Annotated in this window: 22 protein-coding genes; all 22 read left to right on the top strand. The window is 46.0% G+C overall.

Going from position 1 to position 19476, the window contains the following annotated elements:
• Positions 1-17 precede the first annotated feature (17 nt).
• The 22 genes from R7070_RS19215 to glmU all read left to right on the top strand — a co-directional run bounded on the left by R7070_RS19215 (position 18) and on the right by glmU (position 19406).
• Positions 18-689, top strand: a complete 672-nt coding sequence (locus R7070_RS19215; RefSeq protein ID WP_318141279.1) for an amino acid ABC transporter permease — start codon at positions 18-20, stop codon at positions 687-689.
• Positions 686-1423 (top strand): amino acid ABC transporter ATP-binding protein, encoded by a 738-nt coding sequence (locus tag R7070_RS19210; protein ID WP_005378827.1) that lies wholly within the window; start codon positions 686-688, stop codon positions 1421-1423. The genes R7070_RS19215 and R7070_RS19210 overlap by 4 nt, the downstream gene beginning before the upstream one ends.
• 242 nt (positions 1424-1665) lie before the next feature.
• Entirely contained in the window at positions 1666-1800 is a 135-nt protein-coding gene (gene rpmH, locus R7070_RS19205) for a 50S ribosomal protein L34 (protein ID WP_005378825.1), read from the top strand.
• 46 nt (positions 1801-1846) lie between these two features.
• Positions 1847-2170 (top strand): ribonuclease P protein component, encoded by a 324-nt coding sequence (rnpA, locus tag R7070_RS19200; RefSeq protein ID WP_005394102.1) that lies wholly within the window; start codon positions 1847-1849, stop codon positions 2168-2170.
• Positions 2137-2394 carry a membrane protein insertion efficiency factor YidD gene (yidD, locus tag R7070_RS19195; RefSeq protein ID WP_005378822.1) on the top strand — a complete coding sequence of 86 codons (258 nt, stop codon included), beginning with the start codon at positions 2137-2139 and terminating at the stop codon, positions 2392-2394. The genes rnpA and yidD overlap by 34 nt, the downstream gene beginning before the upstream one ends.
• 2 nt (positions 2395-2396) lie before the next feature.
• Positions 2397-4019 (top strand): membrane protein insertase YidC, encoded by a 1623-nt coding sequence (gene yidC, locus R7070_RS19190; protein ID WP_005383834.1) that lies wholly within the window; start codon positions 2397-2399, stop codon positions 4017-4019.
• A gap of 130 nt (positions 4020-4149) precedes the next feature.
• A complete protein-coding gene (mnmE, locus tag R7070_RS19185; protein ID WP_005383836.1) occupies positions 4150-5511 on the top strand; it encodes a tRNA uridine-5-carboxymethylaminomethyl(34) synthesis GTPase MnmE in 1362 nt (453 codons plus the stop codon).
• A 100-nt stretch (positions 5512-5611) separates the two neighbouring features.
• On the top strand, positions 5612-6046 hold the full coding sequence (mioC, locus tag R7070_RS19180) for an FMN-binding protein MioC (protein WP_053304046.1): 435 nt from the start codon (positions 5612-5614) through the stop codon (positions 6044-6046).
• Positions 6047-6523: 477 nt separating this feature from the next.
• A complete protein-coding gene (gene mnmG, locus R7070_RS19175) occupies positions 6524-8419 on the top strand; it encodes a tRNA uridine-5-carboxymethylaminomethyl(34) synthesis enzyme MnmG (protein ID WP_005378901.1) in 1896 nt (631 codons plus the stop codon).
• Positions 8419-9054: a 16S rRNA (guanine(527)-N(7))-methyltransferase RsmG gene (gene rsmG / locus R7070_RS19170; RefSeq protein ID WP_149192460.1), complete on the top strand. Its 636-nt coding sequence runs from the start codon at positions 8419-8421 to the stop codon at positions 9052-9054. The genes mnmG and rsmG overlap by 1 nt, the downstream gene beginning before the upstream one ends.
• 10 nt (positions 9055-9064) lie before the next feature.
• Positions 9065-9838 (top strand): ParA family protein, encoded by a 774-nt coding sequence (locus tag R7070_RS19165; RefSeq protein ID WP_005383838.1) that lies wholly within the window; start codon positions 9065-9067, stop codon positions 9836-9838.
• A gap of 24 nt (positions 9839-9862) precedes the next feature.
• Positions 9863-10744 carry a ParB/RepB/Spo0J family partition protein gene (locus R7070_RS19160; RefSeq protein ID WP_005383840.1) on the top strand — a complete coding sequence of 294 codons (882 nt, stop codon included), beginning with the start codon at positions 9863-9865 and terminating at the stop codon, positions 10742-10744.
• A gap of 189 nt (positions 10745-10933) precedes the next feature.
• Positions 10934-11323 (top strand): F0F1 ATP synthase subunit I, encoded by a 390-nt coding sequence (locus tag R7070_RS19155; RefSeq protein WP_005378921.1) that lies wholly within the window; start codon positions 10934-10936, stop codon positions 11321-11323.
• A gap of 8 nt (positions 11324-11331) precedes the next feature.
• Positions 11332-12144 (top strand): F0F1 ATP synthase subunit A, encoded by an 813-nt coding sequence (atpB, locus tag R7070_RS19150; RefSeq protein WP_005378922.1) that lies wholly within the window; start codon positions 11332-11334, stop codon positions 12142-12144.
• Between the two features lie 57 nt (positions 12145-12201).
• Positions 12202-12456, top strand: coding sequence for a F0F1 ATP synthase subunit C (gene atpE / locus R7070_RS19145; RefSeq protein WP_002540812.1), 255 nt, complete (start codon positions 12202-12204; stop codon positions 12454-12456).
• A 74-nt stretch (positions 12457-12530) separates the two neighbouring features.
• Positions 12531-13001, top strand: coding sequence for a F0F1 ATP synthase subunit B (gene atpF / locus R7070_RS19140; protein WP_005378929.1), 471 nt, complete (start codon positions 12531-12533; stop codon positions 12999-13001).
• Positions 13002-13015: 14 nt separating this feature from the next.
• On the top strand, positions 13016-13549 hold the full coding sequence (gene atpH, locus R7070_RS19135; RefSeq protein WP_017635596.1) for a F0F1 ATP synthase subunit delta: 534 nt from the start codon (positions 13016-13018) through the stop codon (positions 13547-13549).
• A 13-nt stretch (positions 13550-13562) separates the two neighbouring features.
• The gene (atpA, locus tag R7070_RS19130) at positions 13563-15104 is read left to right on the top strand and encodes a F0F1 ATP synthase subunit alpha (protein ID WP_005378931.1); all 1542 of its coding nucleotides are present in this window, start codon (positions 13563-13565) and stop codon (positions 15102-15104) included.
• A gap of 44 nt (positions 15105-15148) precedes the next feature.
• Positions 15149-16015, top strand: a complete 867-nt coding sequence (gene atpG / locus R7070_RS19125) for a F0F1 ATP synthase subunit gamma (RefSeq protein WP_005378932.1) — start codon at positions 15149-15151, stop codon at positions 16013-16015.
• Positions 16016-16050: 35 nt separating this feature from the next.
• Entirely contained in the window at positions 16051-17454 is a 1404-nt protein-coding gene (atpD, locus tag R7070_RS19120; RefSeq protein WP_005378933.1) for a F0F1 ATP synthase subunit beta, read from the top strand.
• 18 nt (positions 17455-17472) lie between these two features.
• On the top strand, positions 17473-17895 hold the full coding sequence (locus tag R7070_RS19115) for a F0F1 ATP synthase subunit epsilon (protein WP_256900657.1): 423 nt from the start codon (positions 17473-17475) through the stop codon (positions 17893-17895).
• Between the two features lie 149 nt (positions 17896-18044).
• Complete coding sequence (glmU, locus tag R7070_RS19110) at positions 18045-19406, top strand: bifunctional UDP-N-acetylglucosamine diphosphorylase/glucosamine-1-phosphate N-acetyltransferase GlmU (RefSeq protein ID WP_017635597.1); 1362 nt, start codon at positions 18045-18047, stop codon at positions 19404-19406.
• The last annotated feature ends 70 nt before the right edge of the window (positions 19407-19476 follow it).

Genomic DNA, 19476 nt, shown 5'->3' with positions numbered 1-19476 from the left:
GCCTTTAGGTAAGCCGTATGGGATTTGACTTTAATTACATGTTGGAACTGCTGCCGATATTGCTGAAATATCTTGGCACAACCATGGAAATGGCGACATGGGGATTGGTGTTTTCGCTGATTTTATCCGTCATTTTAGCCAATATTCGCGTATTTAAACTGCCAGTTCTGGATCAATTAAGCCAACTGTACATCAGCTTCTTCCGTGGCACCCCACTGTTGGTTCAGCTTTTCCTGCTTTATTACGGCTTACCGCAAATTTTTCCATTGATGGTCGGTATCGACGCCTTTTCAGCAGCGGTTATCGGTTTAACGCTGCACTTTGCCGCTTATATGGCGGAAAGTATTCGTGCCGCCATTATTGGCATTGATCGCAGCCAAATGGAAGCGAGCTTATCGGTCGGTATGACGACATCCCAAGCAATGCGCCGAGTGATTTTACCTCAAGCAACGCGTGTCGCACTGCCTTCATTGATGAACTATTTCATCGATATGATCAAGTCAACGTCTCTCGCTTTCACGCTTGGTGTGGCCGAAATCATGGCGAAAGCACAGATGGAAGCCTCATCAAGTTTCCGTTTCTTTGAAGCTTTCCTTGCGGTTGCTCTTATTTACTGGGGCGTGGTGGTAATTCTGACTCGCGTACAAATCTGGGCAGAAGCAAAACTGAATAAGGCGTACATACGATGATTAAGTTAGAAAATATTCACAAACGTTTTGGTGAGACTGAAGTGCTGAAAGGCATCGACCTCGATATTAAGCAAGGTGAGATCATCGTGATTATCGGCTCAAGTGGTACGGGTAAATCAACCTTGCTGCGTACGGTGAACTTTCTAGAACAAGCAGATGAAGGTCGTATCACGATAGATGACATCTCCGTTGATACTCAAAAACACACTAAAGCCGAAGTATTAGCGCTGCGTCGTCGAACTGGCTTTGTGTTCCAAAACTATGCCCTGTTTGCCCATATGAATGCGCGCCAGAACATTGCCGAAGGTCTAGTGACCGTTCGAGGTTGGAAAAAAGCCGATGCTCTCAAACGAGCGCAACAAATTCTGGATGACATCGGCCTTGGGGATAAAGGCGATAGTTATCCAGCGGCATTATCTGGCGGCCAACAACAACGCGTGGGTATCGGCCGAGCGATGGCGCTGCAACCAGAACTGCTGTTGTTTGACGAACCAACTTCTGCGCTGGATCCTGAATGGGTCGGTGAAGTTCTCTCATTAATGAAGAAGTTAGCTAATCAGCATCAAACCATGCTGGTGGTGACGCACGAGATGCAATTCGCGAAAGAAGTCGCTGATAGAGTGATCTTCATGGCGGAAGGCAATATCGTTGAGCAAGGTTCTCCACAGGATATCTTCGATAATCCACAAGATCCTCGTTTGAAAAAATTCCTTAACCAAGTAGGAATAGAGTAACGATCAAGCATCAGGATCGATTGATCCTTGAGATTTTACTCACACTACGTATAATCGCCCGGCCGGAATTTCGTACTCATTGAGTCATTGACACATTATGTGAGTGTGATTACAATTCCGCCTCTTTGTTGAGAGGCGTCGGTTGTCCTTCTCTATATAAAGAGCTTCTTTATATAAGAAAGCAAATACCCACGCCGGGTTTAACAAGAACCTAAAACTACTGATCAGTAAAGGTAATTATCATGAAACGCACTTTTCAACCTACAGTTCTAAAGCGCAAGCGTACTCACGGCTTCCGTGCTCGCATGGCAACTAAGAACGGTCGTAAAGTTATCAACGCACGTCGTGCAAAAGGCCGTGCGCGCCTATCAAAATAATCGCTAGTTTATTTTGAACACGTACGCGTTTAATCGGGAGTTACGTTTGTTAACTCCCGAGCATTATCAAAACGTCTTCCAGCAAGCTCATCGAGCTGGCTCGCCTCATTTCACCATCATTGCTCGCAATAACAAACTTTCTCACCCACGATTAGGTTTAGCGGTTCCCAAAAAGCAAATCAAAACGGCTGTCGGTCGTAACCGATTTAAGCGTTTGGCTCGTGAAAGCTTTCGTAACAATCAACATCAGCTTCCAAACAAAGATTTTGTTGTGATTGCAAAGAAAAGCGCGCAAGATTTAAGCAATGAGGAAATTTTTAAGTTGTTTGATAAGCTATGGCAACGCCTGTCTCGCCCTTCACGTGGATAGCCATTGGGCTCGTTTATCTGTATCGCTGGTTTATCAGCCCTTTGATTGGTCCTCGTTGCCGGTTCACACCAACCTGTTCCACTTACGCGCTAGAAGCTTTGAGAGCTCACGGTTTTGTAAAAGGATGTTGGTTATCAGGCAAACGTCTATTAAAATGCCACCCTTTGAATGAAGGGGGGTATGACCCCGTTCCACCAGTCCAAAAACAAGACAGAGATAACTAACGATGGATTCTCAACGTAATATCCTGCTCATCGGTTTGGCCCTGGTTTCTTTTTTGCTGTTTCAACAATGGCAAGTTGCAAAGAATCCAGAACCTCAAGCAGTTGAACAGGCTCAATCAAGCAGCACTCTACCTGCACCATCTTTTGCTGATGAACTTGACCCAGTTCCTGGTCAACAGCAAGCTTCTGCAAAAACTATCACAGTAACGACTGATGTTTTAACTCTGTCGATCGACACCGTTGGTGGCGATGTGGTACATGCCAACCTTAACGAATACTCTGCTGAGTTAGATTCATCAGATTCCTTTGTTCTGCTTAAAGACGCTCAAGGTCACCAATTTATCGCTCAAAGCGGTCTAGTGGGTCCTCAAGGTATCGACTTGAGCAGCACAAATCGCCCTCACTACAACGTAAGTGCAGACAGCTTCACAATGGCTGACGGTCAAGATGAACTTCGCGTTCCGATGACATTCACTGCAAACGGCATCGAATACACCAAAACTTACATCTTTAAACGCGGCAGCTACGCGCTTAATGTTGAATACGATGTAGTGAACAACTCAGGCAACAACGCAACATTTGGTATGTACGCTCACCTACGTCAAAACCTAATGGACGATGGTGGTAGCATCACAATGCCTACTTACCGTGGTGGCGCATACTCAACAGAAGATACGCGTTATAAGAAGTACAGCTTTGATGATATGCAGGATCGCAACCTGTCTCTTAACCTAGCCGATGGCCAAGGTTGGGCAGCAATGATTCAGCACTACTTTGCCGCAGCTTGGATCCCACGTAACGAACCAGGTACTAACCTATACACTCGTGTAATTGGCAACCTAGGCGACATCGGCGTTCGTATGCCGAACAAAACTATCGCAACAGGCGATCAGGCTAAGTTTGAAGCAACACTTTGGGTTGGTCCAAAACTGCAAGATGAAATGGCAGAAGTGGCACCTAACCTAGACCTAGTAGTGGACTACGGCTGGTTATGGTTCATTGCGAAGCCTCTTCATATGTTGCTTTCATTCATCCAGAGCTTTGTTGGCAACTGGGGTGTGGCAATCATCTGTCTGACCTTCATCGTTCGTGGTGCAATGTACCCACTAACAAAAGCGCAATACACGTCTATGGCGAAAATGCGTATGCTTCAGCCTAAGCTGCAAGCTATGCGTGAGCGCATCGGTGATGACCGTCAGCGCATGAGCCAAGAAATGATGGAACTGTACAAGAAAGAGAAAGTGAACCCACTAGGTGGTTGTTTACCTCTTATCCTACAGATGCCTATCTTCATCGCGCTTTACTGGGCACTAATGGAATCGGTTGAGCTACGTCACTCTCCATTCTTCGGTTGGATTCATGACCTTTCAGCGCAGGACCCTTACTACATCCTGCCTCTACTGATGGGTGCGTCAATGTTCCTAATCCAGAAGATGAGCCCGACAACGGTAACGGATCCAATGCAGCAGAAGATCATGACCTTTATGCCGGTTATGTTTACCTTCTTCTTCTTGTTCTTCCCATCAGGTCTCGTTCTGTACTGGTTGGTGTCGAACATCGTAACGCTTATCCAGCAAACTCTGATCTACAAAGGATTAGAGAAAAAAGGCTTACACAGCAAGTAACCTTTTAGGAAATGATTGAGAAAGGCGGCCAAAAGGTCGCCTTTTTGTTTTTGGCTGATTACAATTCAGCTAATTAATTGTAATGGCTCCCTAGGTATCTTCCCTATAGCCCAGCTCAAAAGGCAAAATTATGACTACAGATACGATTGTCGCTCAAGCGACCGCGCCTGGTCGTGGCGGTGTCGGTATTATTCGTGTTTCTGGCCCTAAAGCCAACCAAGTGGCGTTAGAAGTCACTGGCAAAACACTAAAGCCCCGCTACGCAGAGTACCTGCCGTTTAAGTCAGAAGATGGCACTGTGCTTGATCAGGGCATCGCACTGTACTTCCCTAATCCGCACTCATTTACAGGTGAAGACGTACTTGAGCTGCAAGGCCATGGCGGCCCCGTCGTGATGGATATGCTGATAAAACGCATTCTAGGTATAGATGGTATTCGAGCTGCTCGCCCTGGTGAGTTCTCTGAACGCGCATTTCTGAACGATAAACTCGACCTCGCTCAAGCCGAGGCGATCGCAGACCTCATTGATGCCAGTTCTGAAGAAGCAGCAAAATCGGCACTGCAATCCTTACAGGGCGCATTTTCAGGCCGCATTAATACCTTAGTTGAGTCGCTGATTCATTTGCGTATCTATGTTGAAGCAGCCATCGACTTCCCTGAAGAAGAGATCGACTTTTTGGCCGACGGTAAAGTGGCTGGTGACCTACAAGCCATCATCGACAACCTAGATGCGGTGCGCAAAGAAGCTAACCAAGGCGCTATTATGCGTGAAGGGATGAAAGTCGTGATTGCGGGTCGTCCAAATGCGGGCAAATCAAGCCTACTGAACGCGCTATCGGGTAAAGAATCTGCAATCGTAACCGACATCGCAGGAACCACGCGTGATGTACTGCGTGAGCATATCCATATTGATGGCATGCCACTACACATCATTGATACAGCAGGTTTGCGTGATGCTTCCGATGAAGTAGAGAAAATCGGTATCGAACGCGCGTGGGATGAAATAGCCCAAGCAGACCGCGTGTTGTTCATGGTGGATGGCACGACAACCGATGCCACCGATCCGAAAGATATCTGGCCAGATTTTGTGGATCGCCTACCAGACAACATTGGCATAACGGTGATCCGTAATAAAGCGGATCAAACGGGTGAAGATATGGGGATCTGCCACGTCAATAACCCTACTCTTATCCGTTTGTCAGCGAAGACTGGTGCAGGGGTTGAAGCTCTGCGCGATCATCTCAAGGAGTGTATGGGCTTCTCTGGCAACAGTGAAGGTGGGTTTATGGCTCGTCGTCGTCATCTCGATGCATTAGAACGTGCCGCACAGCACCTTCAAATAGGCCAGGAGCAGCTTGAAGGCTATATGGCAGGTGAAATATTGGCTGAAGAGCTACGCATCACCCAACAACATCTCAATGAGATTACCGGTGAGTTCAGTTCTGACGACTTACTGGGACGAATCTTCTCTTCATTCTGTATCGGGAAGTAAATAATCGAACGCGCGGTGCTGAGCTTAACTCACACCGCGTTTCTTTTTGTACGGCAAGCCATCCATGAGCTTTAGCCGTCGCATTCAATAAGGAAGAAGTATGATCCACATTATTACAGGCAGCACGTTAGGTGGCGCAGAATACGTAGGGGATCACCTGAGTGATCTACTCAACGAGAATGGATTTGAAACAACGATCCACAACCAGCCTTCCCTCAATGATATCGAAAATCAAGGTACGTGGTTGGTGATCACCTCTACACATGGAGCTGGTGAGTATCCTGATAATATCCAGCCTTTTATCGCAGCATTACAAAATACACCGCCAAAAATGACTGATGTAAAATTTGCGGTGATTGCGATTGGTGACTCTAGCTACGATACGTTCTGTGCCGCTGGTCAACACGCTTATGATTTATTAGAGGATATTGGTGCAACCCCTCTCGCAGATTGCTTTAAAATCGATGTACTGAGCCATGATGTGCCAGAAGACGCCGCAGAGATGTGGTTAAAAGAGAATATCGAACGTTTTTAAACTCACGACTTTCCCTTCAACAGAGTCGAAATTCGGCTCTGTTTTCTCCCATGTGAATAACTCCCACCAAATTATTTTGTTTAACCGCTCAAAAACCAACCAAACAGACTGTGGATAACTACAATAAGATCCAGTGATTTTCCTTTAGTTATCCCAATAACAACTTTGATCAATTTTACCCCCTGTGTATAACCACCACTTTTGATCCCAGGTAATCCTCGATCTGATCCAATCATGATCACAAGATATGATCCAAAGAAGATCCATGATCTTGTTGATCATTTTTAGGTTATCCACAGAGACGGTCGATCCTAATAGTAGATCTAATAAAAGATCATATATATAGATCTTATATATATTTATCTTGAAGCTTAAAACGGATAAAACGAGAAAACGTTTTTCTCTCTGGCATAAAGCAGGTAAAATACGGCTCCTTTATCTGTCCATTAAATCCCTTTGAATACCTGAGGTCAGTTCATGCTTTATCACGAAAACTTTGACGTCATTGTTGTCGGTGGCGGACACGCAGGAACGGAAGCCGCGCTCGCATCTGCACGCACAGGACAAAAAACGCTTCTCCTTACCCATAACATCGATACATTAGGCCAGATGTCTTGTAATCCGGCGATCGGTGGTATTGGTAAAGGTCACTTAGTAAAAGAAGTAGATGCTATGGGCGGTTTGATGGCTGAAGCCATCGACCATGCAGGTATTCAGTTTCGTACACTAAATGCCTCCAAAGGTCCTGCAGTACGAGCAACTCGAGCTCAAGCCGATCGCGCTCTGTACAAAGCGTACGTTCGTAATGCATTAGAAAATGCGCCTAACTTAACGTTGTTCCAGCAATCAGTTGATGATCTGATTGTTGAACAAGATCGCGCAGTTGGTGTGGTAACTCAAATGGGACTTCGCTTCCATGCGAAAGCCGTTGTGCTAACCGTGGGTACCTTCCTTGGTGGTAAGATCCACATAGGTATGGAAAGCTCGTCTGGTGGTCGTGCCGGGGATCCACCATCGATCGCATTAGCGGATCGACTGCGTGAACTGCCGTTCCGTGTGGATCGTTTAAAAACAGGTACTCCACCGCGCATTGATGCTCGTACTGTTGATTTTTCAGTGCTAGAAGCTCAGCACGGTGATAACCCAACGCCTGTATTCTCGTTCATGGGCAAACGTGAACAGCATCCGCGTCAGATTCCATGTTTCATCACCCACACCAATGAACAAACTCACGATGTGATACGTAGTAACTTGGATCGCAGTCCAATGTACGCAGGTGTGATTGAAGGTATTGGTCCGCGTTACTGTCCGTCTATTGAAGACAAAGTGATGCGTTTCGCTGACAAAAACAGCCACCAAATCTTCATTGAGCCAGAAGGCCTAACCACGCACGAGTTATACCCTAATGGTATCTCGACCAGCTTGCCATTTGATGTGCAAGTACAAATCGTGCGCTCAATGAAAGGGTTTGAAAATGCACACATCGTTCGCCCAGGTTATGCGATTGAATATGATTTCTTCGATCCACGTGATTTGAAGCAAACGTACGAGACGAAGTTCATCCATGGTTTGTTCTTTGCTGGCCAGATTAATGGTACGACTGGCTACGAAGAAGCCGCAGCGCAAGGCTTGATGGCCGGTCTAAACGCAAGCTTGTTTAGCCAAGACAAAGAAGGCTGGAGCCCACGTCGTGACCAAGCTTACATGGGCGTGTTGATTGATGACTTATCGACCATGGGTACTAAAGAGCCGTACCGCATGTTCACTTCTCGTGCGGAATACCGCCTGCTACTTCGTGAAGATAACGCCGATTTACGTTTAACGGAAAAAGCGCGCGAGCTAGGCTTGATTGATGATGTTCGTTGGGCTCGCTTTAACGAGAAAATCAACAATATGGAAACGGAGCGTCAGCGTTTGAAAGCAACGTGGATGAATCCGAAGTCAGAGGGTGTTGATGAGCTGAACAAGCTGCTGAAAACCCCAATGGCCCGTGAAGCGAGTGGTGAGGATCTTCTGCGTCGTCCTGAGATCACTTATTCGCAACTGACGCAACTTGAAGCGTTTGCTCCTGCACTTGAAGATCAGCAAGCGGCTGAGCAAGTTGAAATTCAAGTGAAATATGATGGTTACATCAAGCGTCAGCAGGAAGAGATCGAAAAATCACTGCGTCACGAAAATACCAAGTTACCTGCTGATTTGGATTACCGCGATGTAAAAGGTTTATCAAACGAAGTCGTTGCTAAACTGAGCGAGGCCAAACCAGAGAGCATCGGTATTGCATCACGCATTTCTGGTATTACGCCTGCTGCAATTTCTATTCTACTTGTTCACTTGAAAAAGCATGGTTTGCTGAAGAAAGGTGAGGAAGAATAATGAGCGCATTGCGAACAAAGCTGGATTCACTGATCGCGAAAACCGATTTGGAAGTGTCAGAACAGCAACGAGAGCAGTTAGTTGGTTATGTCGAACTGCTCGACAAATGGAACAAAGCGTACAATTTAACATCGGTACGTGATCCGCTTGATATGTTAGTGAAACATATTCTTGATAGTATCGTTGTAAGCGCACACCTGTCCGGTGAGCGCTTCATTGATGTTGGTACTGGTCCGGGGTTACCGGGCATCCCTTTGGCAATCATGAACCCTGAGAAAACCTTCTTTTTGCTCGACAGTCTTGGCAAACGCATCCGTTTTATCAAGCAAGTCGTGCACACATTAGGGCTGAAAAACGTGACACCAATTCAAAGTCGCGTCGAAGAATTCCAACCTGAAGAAAAATTTGATGGCGTTTTGAGTCGAGCTTTTGCTTCAATGATAGACATGGTGGAATGGTGCCACCATTTGCCGAAACAAGAGCACGGGGTGTTTCTAGCGCTGAAAGGACAGCACCCTAAAGATGAAATGGATCAGCTTCCTGAATGGTGCAGTGTGACAGAGATCATATCTTTGGCTGTTCCTGAGTTGGAAGGTGATCGTCATCTAGTAATCTTATCGCGCAAGGAAAATTAGCGAGGTAATCGTGGGTAAAATTGTAGCAATAGCCAACCAGAAAGGTGGGGTCGGCAAAACAACAACGTGCATTAACTTAGCGGCTTCGATGGCGGCAACAAAGCGCAAGGTTTTGGTGATCGATCTCGACCCGCAAGGCAATGCTACGATGGCCAGTGGCGTGGATAAGTATATGGTCGACGCCACCGCATACGATCTTTTGGTCGAAGATACACCGTTCGATCAAGTCGTTTGTACCCAAACAACAGGGAAGTATGATTTGATCGCGGCGAACGGAGACGTAACCGCGGCAGAAATCAAATTGATGGAAGTTTTCGCTCGTGAAGTGCGTCTAAAAAATGCATTGTCGTCAGTTCGCGATAACTATGATTTCATCTTTATTGATTGTCCTCCTTCTCTAAACCTTCTTACAATCAATGCGATGGCGGCAGCTGACTCTGTGTTGGTGCCGATGCAATGTGAATACTTTGCGTTAGAAGGTTTAACTGCTCTTATGGATACAATCAGCAAGTTAGCGGCTGTTGTGAATGAAAACCTCAAAATCGAAGGTTTATTGCGTACCATGTACGACCCACGCAACCGCTTATCGAATGAAGTATCCGATCAACTTAAAAAACACTTTGGGAATAAAGTTTACCGTACTGTCATTCCGCGTAATGTTCGTTTGGCTGAAGCGCCAAGTCACGGTAAGCCAGCAATGTACTACGATAAGTACTCCGCAGGTGCCAAAGCGTATCTTGCTCTAGCGGGCGAAATGCTCCGCCGCGAAGAAATCCCAGTTTAACTCTAACCTAAGGAATTCAATCCCATGTCTAAGCGTGGTCTCGGAAAAGGACTGGATGCGTTATTGTCGACCAGTTCGTTTGCTCGTGAAAAACAGCATATTGCATCGCATAGCCAAGAATTATCGGCAGACGGTGAGTTAACCGATTTAGCGATTGGTCAATTGCAGCCGGGCGTATACCAACCGCGTAAAGATATGGCGCCTGAAGCGCTAGAAGAACTAGCGGCTTCGATTCAATCACAAGGCATTATTCAACCAATCGTGGTTCGCCAGGTCGAAAATGGTCAGTTTGAGATCATCGCAGGTGAGCGCCGCTGGCGTGCTGCAAGGCAGGCGGGTTTAAAGCGCGTGCCGTGTTTGGTGAAAAAAGTTGAAGATCGTGCCGCCATCGCCATGGCGTTGATTGAAAACATTCAACGTGAAGACTTGAATGTGATTGAGGAAGCCCAAGCGCTTGAGCGTCTACAAGATGAATTCACGCTGACACATCAGCAAGTGGCCGATGTGATTGGTAAATCAAGAACGACGGTGAGTAACCTATTACGTCTGAATCAGTTGGAAGTTGATGTAAAAGGTCTGGTTGCAGATAAAAAATTGGAAATGGGTCATGCTCGAGCTCTGTTAGCGTTAGAAGGCGAACAGCAAGTCGAAGTAGCTCAACAAGTGGCTAAGAAGCAAATGACTGTTCGCCAAACCGAACAGTTAGTAAAAAAGTGCTTAGCCCCACAAAATGAGCAAAAAGGGCAACAAGAGGATACCGAAGCCGAGCAAATGTCGCATAAATTGAGTCAGCTGCTTGATGCAAAAGTTTCTCTTACCCGTTCTGCAAACGGAAAAGCGAAATTGACGATAAGTCTTGATGAGCCTCACAAATTGGACCAACTAATTGCCAAGCTTGAGGCCTAGATGAGATAATTGATTTAGGTCAATTAATCGAATTAATCGAATTTTGTGCGAAAGTTGTCGTTTTGTAAACAAAACTGTAAGTTTTTGATGCAATCGAATTGCTTTACGTTGAACTGAACGTATAATTTTCGCCAATTTCCCAGCACAGAGAGTTAAGTGCGAAGTGGATATTACTAGAGGTACGAATACATGGTAGCTGCGTTAGCTAGACCAGGACGAGAGCTCGCAAGGCAATTGTTAATGATCCAGTCTGGCGCGGTTATTTTTGTGGCAGCAGGAATGGCGGTAGCCATAAATCCTGACTGGGGATTTTCAGCGCTGATTGGCGGAGGCATTTTTGTTGTTGCCAATGCAGTATTCGCGCTGTGTGCTTTCATGTTTAGTGGAGCTCGCGCTGCCAAGCGCATCGCTGCTTCCTTCTATACGGGTGAAGTACTGAAAATTCTCATCACGGTTGCACTGTTCTATGTTGCCTACATGTATATGCAGGTGGAACTTGTTCCCCTCAAACTAACCTATTTGCTGGTACTAGGTATTAATATCTGTGCACCAGTGCTATTCATTAACAACAAAAAATAGGATGAGTTATGGCTGCGCCAGGTGAAGCGCTAACATCGTCCGGTTACATTGCCCACCACCTTTCTAACCTATCGCTATACAAGTTGGGTTTAGTAGGGTCGGAGACAAGTTTCTGGAACGTACATATCGATAGCCTGTTTTTTTCTTGGTTTACTGGTTTAATTTTCCTCGGAATTTTTTACAAAGTAGCAAAGAGAACAACAGCGGGTGTACCGGGTAAGCTTCAGTGTGCTGTAGAAATGATCGTTGAATTTGTCGCCGATAACGTCAAAGACACGTTCCATGGACGCAACCCACTGATCGCGCCTTTAGCACTGACTATCTTTTGTTGGGTATTTTTGATGAACGTGATGGACTTAGTTCCTATCGACTTCTTACCATACCCAGCAGAGCATTGGCTAGGTATTCCTTACCTTAAGGTTGTACCGTCTGCTGATGTGAATATCACCATGGCTATGGCTCTAGGCGTTTTTGCATTGATGATTTACTACAGCATCAAAGTAAAAGGTCTAGGTGGATTCGCAAAAGAACTTGCACTACATCCATTCAATCACCCACTGATGATTCCGTTTAACCTACTAATTGAAGTGGTATCGCTATTAGCGAAACCTCTATCACTTGGTATGCGTCTATTCGGTAACATGTTCGCGGGTGAGGTTGTATTCATTCTTTGTGCGGCAATGCTACCATGGTACTTACAATGGATGGGTTCACTACCGTGGGCAATCTTCCATATCTTGGTTATTACGATTCAAGCCTTCGTATTCATGATGTTGACAATTGTTTACCTGTCAATGGCACACGAAGATCCTGATCATTAATTTTTTTAAAGCTTTTTATTTGGGCACTAAGCCAACAACTATAAATTGGAGATAGTAATGGAAACTTTACTGAGCTTTTCTGCAATCGCCGTAGGTATTATCGTCGGTCTTGCTTCTCTTGGTACAGCGATTGGTTTCGCACTGCTAGGTGGTAAATTCCTAGAAGGTGCTGCACGTCAACCAGAAATGGCTCCTATGCTACAAGTTAAGATGTTCATCATCGCGGGTCTACTTGATGCGGTTCCAATGATCGGTATCGTAATCGCGCTACTATTCACTTTCGCAAACCCATTCGTTGGTCAACTAGGTTAATCACCTTTAACTCGGGACGGGCGATTATCGCTTGTCACTGATTAACACTAAGTCCAAATAGAGGGGTAGCTGTTGTGAACATAAACGCAACTCTGCTAGGTCAAGCAATCTCGTTCGCACTATTTGTGTGGTTCTGCATGAAGTATGTATGGCCACCATTGATGCAAGCGATCGAAGAGCGTCAGAAGAAAATTGCTGATGGTCTTCAAGCAGCAGAACGTGCTGCGAAAGACTTGGATCTAGCACAAGCCAACGCTTCTGATCAATTGAAAGAAGCGAAGCGCACAGCAACTGAGATCATCGAACAAGCGAACAAGCGTAAGTCTCAAATTCTTGATGAAGCTCGCGAGGAAGCTCAGGCAGAACGCCAGAAAATCCTAGCGCAAGCAGAAGCAGAACTTGAAGCTGAACGCAATCGTGCACGCGATGAGCTGCGCAAACAAGTTGCTACTCTGGCTGTAGCTGGTGCTGAGAAAATCCTTGAGCGTTCTATCGATAAAGATGCGCAAAAAGATATTCTCGACAACATTACTGCAAAACTTTAAGTCTGGGGGCGCATATGTCTGATTTGACTACTATCGCACGCCCCTATGCTAAAGCAGCCTTCGACTTTGCTTTAGAGAAAGACCAGTTGGACCAATGGGGCCAAATGTTATCTTTTGCTGCTGAAGTGGCCAAAAACGAACAAATGAACGAACTACTAACGGGTTCGGTTTCTGCTGACAAAATGGCAGAAATTTTTGTTGCAGTTTGCGGCGAACAAGTTGATGCGCACGGTCAAAACCTTTTGAAGGTAATGGCTGAGAATGGTCGTTTAGCGGCCCTTCCTGATGTTTGTACGGAGTTTTTTACTCTGAAAAAAGAACATGAGAAAGAAATTGATGTTGAAGTAATTTCAGCAACAGAGCTTTCTGATGAACAACTTGCAAACATTGGCAGCAAACTTGAAAAGCGTCTTGAACGCAAAGTGAAGCTGAATTGCAGTGTAGATGAGACCCTACTTGGTGGGGTTATTATTCGAGCCGGAGACCTAGTCATCGATGACTCAGCGCGTGGTCGTTTGAACCGCCTGAGCGATGCATTGCAGTCTTAATGGGGATTGGAGCATGCAACTTAATTCCACGGAAATTAGCGATCTGATCAAACAACGTATCGAATCTTTCGAAGTTGTTAGTGAAGCTCGCAACGAGGGTACTATCGTATCGGTAAGCGATGGTATCATCCGCATCCACGGCCTAGCGGACGTGATGCAAGGTGAAATGATTGAATTACCGGGTGGCCGTTATGCACTGGCACTTAACCTTGAGCGTGACTCGGTTGGTGCGGTTGTAATGGGCCCATATGCTGACCTTAAGGAAGGCATGAAAGTTACAGGTACTGGCCGCATTCTTGAAGTGCCAGTTGGTCCAGAACTACTAGGCCGCGTAGTAAACACGCTGGGTGAGCCTATCGATGGTAAAGGTCCAATCGAAGCGAAAATGACTTCACCTGTAGAAGTGATCGCACCAGGTGTAATCGACCGTAAATCGGTAGACCAACCTGTGCAAACTGGTTATAAGTCAGTTGACTCTATGATCCCAATCGGTCGTGGTCAGCGTGAGCTTATCATCGGTGACCGTCAGATTGGTAAAACAGCACTGGCGATCGACGCGATCATCAACCAGAAAGACTCTGGTATTTTCTCTATCTACGTAGCAATCGGTCAGAAAGCATCGACTATCGCTAACGTTGTTCGCAAACTAGAAGAGCACGGCGCACTACAAAACACTATCGTTGTAGTTGCATCAGCTTCTGAATCTGCAGCGCTTCAATACCTAGCGCCTTACGCAGGTTGTGCGATGGGTGAATACTTCCGCGATCGCGGTGAAGACGCACTGATTGTTTACGATGATCTATCTAAGCAAGCGGTAGCTTACCGTCAGATCTCTCTACTACTTAAACGTCCACCAGGCCGTGAGGCATTCCCAGGTGACGTATTCTACTTACACTCGCGTCTACTAGAGCGTGCAGCTCGTGTAAACGAAGAGTACGTAGAGCGTTTCACTAACGGTGAAGTGAAAGGTAAGACTGGTTCTTTGACTGCTCTTCCTATCATCGAAACTCAAGCAGGTGACGTTTCAGCATTCGTACCGACTAACGTAATCTCGATTACCGATGGTCAGATCTTCCTACAAACTGAGCTATTCAACGCTGGTGTTCGTCCTGCTGTTGACCCAGGTATCTCAGTATCTCGTGTAGGTGGTTCAGCTCAGACGAAAATCATCAAGAAACTATCAGGTGGTATCCGTACAGCACTAGCTGCATACCGTGAACTAGCGGCATTTGCTCAGTTCTCTTCTGACCTTGATGACGCAACGAAGAAACAGCTAGACCATGGTCAAAAAGTTACAGAACTAATGAAGCAGAAGCAGTACGCTCCAATGTCTGTATTTGACCAAGCTCTAACTATCTTCGCGGCAGAGCGCGGTTACCTTGATGATGTAGAACTTAACAAAGTTCTAGATTTCGAGGCGGCTCTACTATCGTACGCTCGCGGTCAATACGCTGAACTAGCAGCTGAGATCGACAAGTCTGGCGCTTACAACGATGAAATCGAAGCTCAGTTGAAGAAACTGACTGACGACTTCAAAGCAACCCAAACTTGGTAATTAGGTCGGTGGCAGTTTCTGCCACCAACTAACGGAGAGTAACGATGGCCGGCGCAAAAGAGATACGTAATAAAATCGGTAGTGTTAAAAGCACTCAGAAAATTACGAAAGCGATGGAAATGGTAGCAGCTTCAAAAATGCGTCGTTCTCAAGATGCAATGGAAGCTTCTCGTCCATACGCTGAAACAATGCGTAAAGTGATCGGTCATGTGGCTAACGCAAACCTAGAGTACCGTCATCCGTACCTAGAAGAGCGTGAAGCTAAACGTGTTGGTTACATCATCGTTTCGACAGACCGTGGTCTGTGTGGTGGTTTGAACATTAACGTGTTCAAAAAAGCCGTTACAGACATGCAAGCATGGAGAGAGAAAGGTGCTGAGATTGAGCTAGCCGTTGTTGGCTCAAAAGCAACAGCTTTCTTTAAACATGGTGGCGCAAAAGTTGCGGCACAGGTTTCTGGTCTTGGAGATAATCCAAGCCTACAAGACCTAATCGGCTCTGTTGGCGTAATGCTGAAGAAATACGATGAAGGTGAACTGGACCGTCTATATGTAGTATTCAACAAGTTTGTAAATACTATGGTTCAGCAACCAACGATCGATCAATTGCTACCTTTGCCTAAATCGGACAGCGAAGAGATGCAGCGTGAGCATTCATGGGACTACATCTATGAGCCTGAACCAAAACCTCTACTGGATACGCTATTAGTGCGTTATGTAGAGTCTCAGGTATACCAAGGTGTGGTTGAGAACCTTGCTTGTGAGCAAGCGGCTCGAATGATTGCGATGAAGGCTGCAACGGATAACGCAACCAGTTTGATTGACGATTTGGAACTTGTGTACAACAAAGCCCGTCAGGCTGCGATTACACAAGAACTATCAGAAATCGTTGGTGGTGCAGCTGCGGTTTAAGCTTAGGTAAAACGAAATAGTTTAGAGGATTAACGATGGCTACAGGTAAGATCGTACAGATCATCGGTGCGGTAGTCGACGTAGAGTTCCCACAGAGCGATGTACCTAGTGTATATGACGCTCTAAACGTAACGGACTCAAAAGAGCGTCTAGTTCTTGAAGTTCAACAACAGCTAGGCGGTGGCGTAGTTCGTTGTATCGTAATGGGTAGCTCTGATGGTTTACGTCGTGGAGTAGAAGTGGTTAACACTGGCGCTCCAATTTCAGTACCAGTAGGTACTAAAACTCTAGGTCGTATCATGAACGTCCTAGGTGACGCGATTGACGAGCGTGGTGAAGTGGGTGCGGAAGAGGTTTACTCTATCCACCGTAGTGCACCAAGCTACGAAGAGCAATCAAACGAAATTGCACTTCTAGAAACGGGCGTTAAAGTAATCGACCTAATTTGTCCATTCGCTAAGGGTGGTAAAATCGGTCTATTCGGTGGTGCAGGTGTAGGTAAGACCGTTAACATGATGGAACTTATCAACAACATCGCACTACAGCACTCAGGTCTATCAGTATTTGCTGGTGTTGGTGAGCGTACTCGTGAAGGTAACGATTTCTACTACGAGATGCAGGAAGCGGGCGTTGTAAACGTTGAGAAGCCTGAAGAATCAAAAGTAGCGATGGTTTACGGTCAGATGAACGAGCCACCAGGTAACCGTCTACGTGTTGCACTGACTGGTCTAACAATGGCAGAGCGTTTCCGTGACGAAGGTCGTGACGTACTACTGTTCATTGATAACATCTACCGTTACACACTTGCAGGTACAGAGGTATCAGCACTACTAGGTCGTATGCCTTCTGCGGTAGGTTACCAGCCAACTCTTGCAGAAGAGATGGGTGTACTCCAGGAGCGTATCACGTCAACGAAATCAGGTTCTATCACGTCTGTACAGGCGGTATACGTACCAGCGGATGACTTGACTGACCCGTCTCCAGCAACAACGTTCGCGCACTTGGATGCAACGGTTGTACTTAACCGTAACATCGCTGCAATGGGTCTATACCCTGCGATCGACCCGCTAGATTCAACATCTCGTATGCTTGATCCACTAGTCGTTGGTCAAGATCACTACGAAGTTGCTCGTGGTGTTCAGCAGACTCTTCAGCGCTACAAAGAGCTGAAAGATATCATTGCTATCCTAGGTATGGACGAGCTATCTGAAGAAGATAAGCAAGTTGTATCTCGTGCACGTAAGATTGAGCGTTTCCTAACTCAGCCTTACCACGTAGCAGAAGTATTTACAGGTGACCCTGGTATTTACGTACCTCTAAAAGAGACTCTACGTGGCTTTAAAGGCCTACTAGCTGGTGAATACGACGACATTCCTGAGCAGGCATTTATGTACTGCGGTAGCATCGACGATGCTATTGAGAATGCGAAGAAGCTATAAGGCTAACTAGGAGGCGATATGGCAGCAATAACCTTTCACCTAGACGTAGTAAGCGCTGAGAAGAAAATTTTCTCTGGTCGTGTTGAAACGTTTCAGGTGACCGGTAGCGAAGGTGAACTTGGTATTTTCCATGGTCACACACCGCTGCTGACCGCTATCAAGCCTGGTATGGTGCGTATTGTGAAACAGCACGGCCACGAAGAAATTATTTATGTTTCTGGTGGTATGGTAGAGATTCAGCCTGGTACAGCGACTGTACTAGCTGATACAGCTATCCGTGGTGAAGAGCTAGACGCAGCGAAGGCAGAAGAAGCCAAACGCCGCGCTGAGGAGCAAATCCTGAATCAGCATGGTGACATGGACTTCGCACAAGCGGCCAGTGAACTGGCTAAAGCCATTGCTCAGCTACGAGTTATCGAGCTGACAAAAAAGCGTCGCTAAGCTCAATTAGCAACGTTGCATGAAAAAAGGCGGCCAATTGGTCGCCTTTTTGATTAATTTTAGTTGGAAATTTACCTTACTCCATTAACTATTTTAAAAGAGCTGTTTAAAATAACGGCCAATTAACATAAAACGTCAATAGGTTATCAATGAAATTCAGTGCTGTGATTCTTGCTGCGGGTAAAGGTACCCGTATGTATTCAAACATGCCTAAAGTGCTACACACTTTGGCAGGGAAGCCAATGGCAAAACATGTTATCGATACATGTACAGGTCTTGGCGCACAAAACATCCACTTAGTATATGGTCACGGTGGTGATCAAATGCAGCAAACGCTAGCAGAAGAGCCTGTAAACTGGGTACTGCAAGCGGAGCAACTAGGTACAGGTCATGCGGTTGATCAAGCGTCTCCGAAGTTTGAAGACGATGAAAAAGTACTGGTGCTTTACGGTGATGTTCCACTGATTTCAGCTGAAACGATTGAAAACCTATTAGATGCACAGCCAACAGGCGGTATTGCACTACTAACAGTGATTCTAGATAACCCGACAGGCTACGGTCGTATTATCCGTAAGAATGGTCCTGTTGTGGCGATCGTTGAGCAAAAAGATGCAACAGAAGAACAAAAACAAATTAAAGAGATCAATACTGGCGTGATGGTTGCGACTGGTGGGGATCTTAAGCGTTGGTTGTCTGGCTTAAACAACAACAACGCACAAGGCGAATACTACCTAACTGACGTTATTGCAGCTGCACACGATGAAGGTCGTGCCGTTGAGGCAGTACACCCAGTCAATGCCATTGAGGTGGAAGGGGTCAACGACCGCGCACAGCTTGCTCGTCTAGAGCGTGCTTTCCAGTCAATGCAAGCTCAGAAACTACTAGAGCAAGGTGTCATGCTACGCGATCCAGCACGCTTTGATTTGCGTGGTGAGTTACAGTGCGGTATGGACTGTGAAATCGACGTGAATGTTATCATCGAAGGTAAAGTTTCACTGGGTGATAACGTGGTTATCGGTGCGGGTTGTGTACTGAAAGATTGTGAAATCGACGACAACACCATCGTTCGCCCTTACAGTGTGATTGAAGGTGCAACGGTTGGTGAAGAATGTACGGTTGGTCCATTTACTCGCCTTCGTCCTGGTGCTGAAATGCGTAACGATTCCCATGTGGGTAACTTCGTTGAAGTGAAAAATGCGCGCATCGGAGAAGGTTCAAAAGCGAACCACCTAACTTACTTAGGTGATGCAGAGATCGGTCAACGTACTAACATCGGTGCAGGTACTATCACTTGTAACTACGATGGTGCGAACAAGTTTAAAACCATCATCGGTAATGATGTTTTTGTTGGTTCTGATAGCCAGCTGGTGGCGCCTGTCACTATCGCTGATGGCGCAACCATCGGTGCTGGCACGACACTAACAAAAGATGTTGAAGAAGGTGAGTTAGTAATTACTCGCGTCAAAGAGCGCAAAATTACTGGCTGGCAGCGTCCTGTAAAACAGAAATAAGCATTACCTACACTCTGTCTCTATATTGTCAAAGCCGCTCAACAAGAGCGGCTTTGTTGTTTCTAGCTCA

It is taken from the genome of Vibrio sp. 1557, assembly GCF_033340175.1.
In the GTDB taxonomy this organism is placed as follows: Bacteria; Pseudomonadota; Gammaproteobacteria; order Enterobacterales; family Vibrionaceae; genus Vibrio; species Vibrio alginolyticus.
This window is presented reverse-complemented; position numbering and strand designations above follow the sequence as displayed.

Coding starts and splice junctions, on each gene's coding strand:
- glmU (WP_017635597.1), top strand. CDS start 18,045: ATGAAATTCAGTGCTGTGATTCTTGCTGCGGGTAAAGGTACCCGTATG.
- mnmE (WP_005383836.1), top strand. CDS start 4,150: ATGACTACAGATACGATTGTCGCTCAAGCGACCGCGCCTGGTCGTGGC.
- rpmH (WP_005378825.1), top strand. CDS start 1,666: ATGAAACGCACTTTTCAACCTACAGTTCTAAAGCGCAAGCGTACTCAC.
- R7070_RS19115 (WP_256900657.1), top strand. CDS start 17,473: ATGGCAGCAATAACCTTTCACCTAGACGTAGTAAGCGCTGAGAAGAAA.
- atpG (WP_005378932.1), top strand. CDS start 15,149: ATGGCCGGCGCAAAAGAGATACGTAATAAAATCGGTAGTGTTAAAAGC.
- R7070_RS19210 (WP_005378827.1), top strand. CDS start 686: ATGATTAAGTTAGAAAATATTCACAAACGTTTTGGTGAGACTGAAGTG.
- atpE (WP_002540812.1), top strand. CDS start 12,202: ATGGAAACTTTACTGAGCTTTTCTGCAATCGCCGTAGGTATTATCGTC.
- R7070_RS19215 (WP_318141279.1), top strand. CDS start 18: ATGGGATTTGACTTTAATTACATGTTGGAACTGCTGCCGATATTGCTG.
- mnmG (WP_005378901.1), top strand. CDS start 6,524: ATGCTTTATCACGAAAACTTTGACGTCATTGTTGTCGGTGGCGGACAC.
- R7070_RS19155 (WP_005378921.1), top strand. CDS start 10,934: ATGGTAGCTGCGTTAGCTAGACCAGGACGAGAGCTCGCAAGGCAATTG.
- R7070_RS19160 (WP_005383840.1), top strand. CDS start 9,863: ATGTCTAAGCGTGGTCTCGGAAAAGGACTGGATGCGTTATTGTCGACC.
- mioC (WP_053304046.1), top strand. CDS start 5,612: ATGATCCACATTATTACAGGCAGCACGTTAGGTGGCGCAGAATACGTA.
- rsmG (WP_149192460.1), top strand. CDS start 8,419: ATGAGCGCATTGCGAACAAAGCTGGATTCACTGATCGCGAAAACCGAT.
- atpD (WP_005378933.1), top strand. CDS start 16,051: ATGGCTACAGGTAAGATCGTACAGATCATCGGTGCGGTAGTCGACGTA.
- atpA (WP_005378931.1), top strand. CDS start 13,563: ATGCAACTTAATTCCACGGAAATTAGCGATCTGATCAAACAACGTATC.
- yidD (WP_005378822.1), top strand. CDS start 2,137: ATGGCAACGCCTGTCTCGCCCTTCACGTGGATAGCCATTGGGCTCGTT.
- atpH (WP_017635596.1), top strand. CDS start 13,016: ATGTCTGATTTGACTACTATCGCACGCCCCTATGCTAAAGCAGCCTTC.
- atpB (WP_005378922.1), top strand. CDS start 11,332: ATGGCTGCGCCAGGTGAAGCGCTAACATCGTCCGGTTACATTGCCCAC.
- yidC (WP_005383834.1), top strand. CDS start 2,397: ATGGATTCTCAACGTAATATCCTGCTCATCGGTTTGGCCCTGGTTTCT.